Below are 578 nucleotides of genomic sequence, written 5' to 3'. Positions count from 1 at the left end.
TCCACTACAATCAACAGGTATTAAAAAACAAATTAGGCCATGACAGAGCCTTATAAATCATAAACGATCAATTTGGATCGAGCCTGTAGTTAATCAGCTCAAAATCCGGTGTATAAGTAAAGGCTCCATAGATAATGCCCTGTCCATGGACCATATAATCCAGGATATGATAATCCCCTGCGGCCATAGGAAGCTCTTTAATACTATCAAGCTCATGCCAGGAGATCGTTCCCTCTTCCGATTCATCCAGATTGATGCCGTCTGCCTCGGTCGCATAAAAGGTAAACATCATCCATTCAGAAATGACTTGATCATCTTCCTTGATGACAAAGGTAAAAATTCCTTTAATCTGAGGATTCCGAAGGTAAATCCCTGTCTCCTCACGAAATTCGCGTACACAGGAGTCCTTCACAGTCTCCCCTGGTTCCATCTTTCCGCCCGGAGCCACCCACCAATTGCGGCGTGGCTTTTGCAGCAGCAAAATCTTATTATCTTTAACCAAAACACAATTTGTCACGCGCTGCATCAATTCCACCTCTTCAGAAATGCGTAAGCGCCTTGGTCAGCCCCGACAAGCG

Annotated in this window: 1 protein-coding gene; it reads right to left on the bottom strand. The window is 44.6% G+C overall.

Features of this window, described 5'->3' with window-relative positions:
• Positions 1 to 67 precede the first annotated feature (67 nt).
• Positions 68 to 526 (bottom strand): NUDIX hydrolase, encoded by a 459-nt coding sequence (locus tag V7654_RS04110; protein WP_335428699.1) that lies wholly within the window; start codon positions 524 to 526, stop codon positions 68 to 70.
• Between the last annotated feature and the right edge of the window lie 52 nt (positions 527 to 578).

Source organism: Bacillus sp. JJ1609, from assembly GCF_036967045.1.
Taxonomy (GTDB): domain Bacteria; phylum Bacillota; class Bacilli; order Bacillales; family Cytobacillaceae; genus Mesobacillus.
This window is presented reverse-complemented; position numbering and strand designations above follow the sequence as displayed.

What these genes read in the sequence shown, in the direction of transcription:
- V7654_RS04110 (WP_335428699.1), bottom strand. Translation starts at nt 526, where the DNA reads ATGCAGCGCGTGACAAATTGTGTTTTGGTTAAAGATAATAAGATTTTG.